Source organism: Pedobacter sp. (assembly GCF_041662865.1).
GTDB lineage: Bacteria > Bacteroidota > Bacteroidia > Sphingobacteriales > Sphingobacteriaceae > Pedobacter.
On record NZ_JBAZRL010000111.1, the window covers coordinates 1 to 3,024 of the forward strand.

At 35.5% G+C, this 3,024-nt stretch carries 4 protein-coding genes; 3 read left to right on the plus strand and 1 reads right to left on the minus strand.

Annotated elements, in window-relative coordinates:
• Positions 1-358 precede the first annotated feature (358 nt).
• A complete protein-coding gene (locus WC622_RS16760) occupies positions 359-568 on the plus strand; it encodes a zinc-ribbon domain-containing protein (RefSeq protein ID WP_372820840.1) in 210 nt (69 codons plus the stop codon).
• Positions 569-694: 126 nt separating this feature from the next.
• On the opposite strand, the gene WC622_RS16765 is transcribed toward WC622_RS16760, so the two are convergent.
• Positions 695-865: a DUF362 domain-containing protein gene (locus WC622_RS16765; RefSeq protein WP_372820837.1), complete on the minus strand. Its 171-nt coding sequence runs from the start codon at positions 863-865 to the stop codon at positions 695-697.
• 385 nt (positions 866-1,250) lie between these two features.
• Between WC622_RS16765 and WC622_RS16770 the strand changes: the two genes are divergently transcribed.
• Together WC622_RS16770 and WC622_RS16775 are read left to right on the plus strand one after the other, a co-directional pair.
• Complete coding sequence (locus WC622_RS16770; protein WP_372820838.1) at positions 1,251-2,072, plus strand: Asp23/Gls24 family envelope stress response protein; 822 nt, start codon at positions 1,251-1,253, stop codon at positions 2,070-2,072.
• Between the two features lie 138 nt (positions 2,073-2,210).
• Positions 2,211-3,024 (plus strand): Glu/Leu/Phe/Val dehydrogenase dimerization domain-containing protein (locus tag WC622_RS16775; protein ID WP_372820839.1); only part of this gene is annotated, 814 nt, incomplete at its 3' end.

Here is a 3,024-nt window from a genome sequence, read left to right on the forward strand (position 1 = left end):
AAGGTTTTTCATCTGCAGCATATGCACCTACAGTGAATAAACTAAAACAAAATGCCAAGAGTAAAACAGTTGCCATAAAACTTTTGTGTAGATTTCTTTTTGCCATGTTATAAACTCCTTTTTGTCAGAATAGCCAAAAATCCATTGTTTGGCTGTGGGTGAATTTAACATTAAATACTATCGACTAAAGTGCAAATATAGTTTAGCAATTTATGCAAAAATGTAAGCAAAAGCTATATGGTCTAAATAAAAATCTTTTTAAGACCGATACTTTATATTATAACGACAAGTATTGAAGACAAAGGAGAACAACATGATATTTGGTTGGGGAAAAGTAACGAAGAAAAGAGTGGCACCGATGTTTCAAAAAGAATGCAGCCATTGCAATACAAATCACACATGGTATTTAACTGTCGTAAAAACGTGGTTCACTCTATTTTTTGTACCAATAATTCCATATGAAAATATGTACTGTATTATGTGTCCAAGTTGCGGCAGTTATATCAAAATTACCAAAGCAGATTTTGAACAAATGAAATTAGAATATCAAAGTAAGCAAGCTAGCTAAACGTGTCAATTTAAAACGTAAAGGTTTTCAATACCAATAAAAAAAGGCATTAATAAATGACGGATAGCCATTTATTAATGCCTTTTTTGTTTTTAAAAATCCCCCCAAAAAGGGGCAAAAATAAGACTACTCAGGTTGTGGAGCGTCTACTGGACAAACGTTAGCGCAAGCGCCACAGTCGATACAAGAAGCAGCTTCGATAACATAGATGCTATCACCAGCAGAGATAGCGTTTACAGGACACTCAGGCTCGCAAGCGCCACAAGAGATACATGCATCTTTAATTACGTATGCCATAATAAAATTCGTCCTAAACTAGTGTGGTTTTTGTTTTGTGGTCAATTAACCACTACGCAGATTATACCCAAAGCTCTGGGGGGCTACAATCAAACTGATGCAAAAAAACATGAAAAGTTATCTATATATAATGAGAATCATTATATATTGGAAAGTTGCATATGCAATTAAATGAGTTACTTTCTCTTGAAATAAGCTTGTCGACAAGAAAGCGTAACTTAGTCTAAAAAAAGCCTTGACAATGTTTGTACATTATTTAAATAACGTATTTTGCAAGTTATTTTTCATTACGAAAATAAATTTGAAAAATACCATGTTTTTTAAATTAAATTCATTGGCTTTTTTGGTATAATCGAATTACAATGGGAAGTGAGGGCTGATGTCTATGAAAATCGTCGCATTAGTTGGTGAAAGCGGCACTGGCAAAAGTCATAAAGCCATGAATCTTGCATCGTCTAAAGGAATTCGATACATTATAGATGATGGATTGCTAATTCATGATGCTAAAAGAATTGCAGGAAAATCTGCAAAACGAGAAACCACAAGGTTGTCAGCCGTCAGACGAGCTATTTTTCAGTTTGACGACCATTGCAAAGAAGTTAAAGAAGCAATAGAGCGTGTCAAACCAGATCAGCTTTTGATTATTGGCACTTCTAACAAAATGGTTCAAAATATTGCGAGGAACCTTCAAATTGGAGAAATAGACGAATATGTCTATATTGATGCGATTTCTACTAAAGAAGAAATTAAATTGGCGAGAGAAACACGGTTAAAGCACGGTAAGCATGTTATTCCGCTACCAACTGTCGAAATTAAGCGCGATTTTAGTGGTTACTTCTTAGATTCGGTCAAAACCATTATTCGAAGAAGAGAGCATGAGCAAGAAACTGAAATTGGAGAAAAGACTATTGTAAGACCCACTTTTAGTTATATGGGACGTTTTACAATATCCAATCGGGTTATTATTCAGATTGTGGAGCATACTTGCCATTTACATGAAGCTATTGCTACCGTTCAACGTGTAAGACTACATAAACATGAAGAACAAATTAAGTTAGACCTAGAGCTTTCAATGCATTATGGCACGTTTATAGCCAAATCCGCTGAAGAAATACAAATAAGTGTTAAAGAAGCTTTAGAGCATATGACGCGCTTGCATGTCATTTCTGTAAATATTCATGTCAAAAGTTTAAATTTTCTTAATTGATAGATGGTTTACTATAAATTTAATATGTGCTACAATAATTTTGTAAAATTAATAATATTTTAACAAGTAGTATAAAATATTATTTAATTGGTTATTTATATTTTAGTATAAATAAATTATTTTAAGGGAGATGTTTAGATGTCTAACGTAAAAGCTTACATTGAATCGGTTTACGAAAATGTTAAAAAGAGAAATGCTAACGAGCCTGAATTCCTTCAAACAGTTGAAGAAGTATTCGGTTCACTTGGTCCAGTTCTCGAAAAGCACCCTGAATGGGTAGAAGCTAACATTCTTGAAAGAATCGCTGAGCCAGAAAGACAAATCACTTTCAGAGTACCTTGGGTTGACGATGCTGGTAAACTTCAAGTAAACAGAGGTTTCAGAGTTCAATTCAACGGCGCTATCGGACCTTACAAAGGTGGCATCAGATTCCACAAGTCAGTTTACATCGGCATCATTAAATTCCTCGGTTTTGAGCAAATCTTCAAGAACTCTTTAACTGGCCTTCCAATTGGTGGCGGTAAAGGTGGTTCTGACTTCGACCCAACTGGTAAATCAGATGCAGAAGTAATGAGATTCTGCCAAAGCTTCATGACAGAACTTTACAGACATATCGGTCCAGATGTAGACGTTCCTGCTGGTGACATTGGTGTTGGTGGTAGAGAAATTGGTTACATGTACGGTCAATATAGAAGAATCAAAGGCGTATTTGAAAATGGCGTTCTTACAGGTAAAGGTCTCGCTTACGGCGGCTCTTTAGTAAGACCTGAAGCTACTGGTTTCGGCGTAACTTACTTCACAAGAGAAATCCTTAAAGCTAACGGCACTTCATTCGCTGGTAAAACAGTAGCACTTTCTGGTTTCGGTAACGTAACTTGGGGTACTGCACTTAAAGTAACTGAACTTGGCGGTAAAGTAATTACACTTTCTGGTCCAGATGGTTACATCGTAG

What these genes read in the sequence shown, in the direction of transcription:
- WC622_RS16760 (WP_372820840.1), top strand. Translation starts at nt 359, where the DNA reads ATGTTTCAAAAAGAATGCAGCCATTGCAATACAAATCACACATGGTAT.
- WC622_RS16765 (WP_372820837.1), bottom strand. Translation starts at nt 865, where the DNA reads ATGGCATACGTAATTAAAGATGCATGTATCTCTTGTGGCGCTTGCGAG.
- WC622_RS16770 (WP_372820838.1), top strand. Translation starts at nt 1,251, where the DNA reads ATGAAAATCGTCGCATTAGTTGGTGAAAGCGGCACTGGCAAAAGTCAT.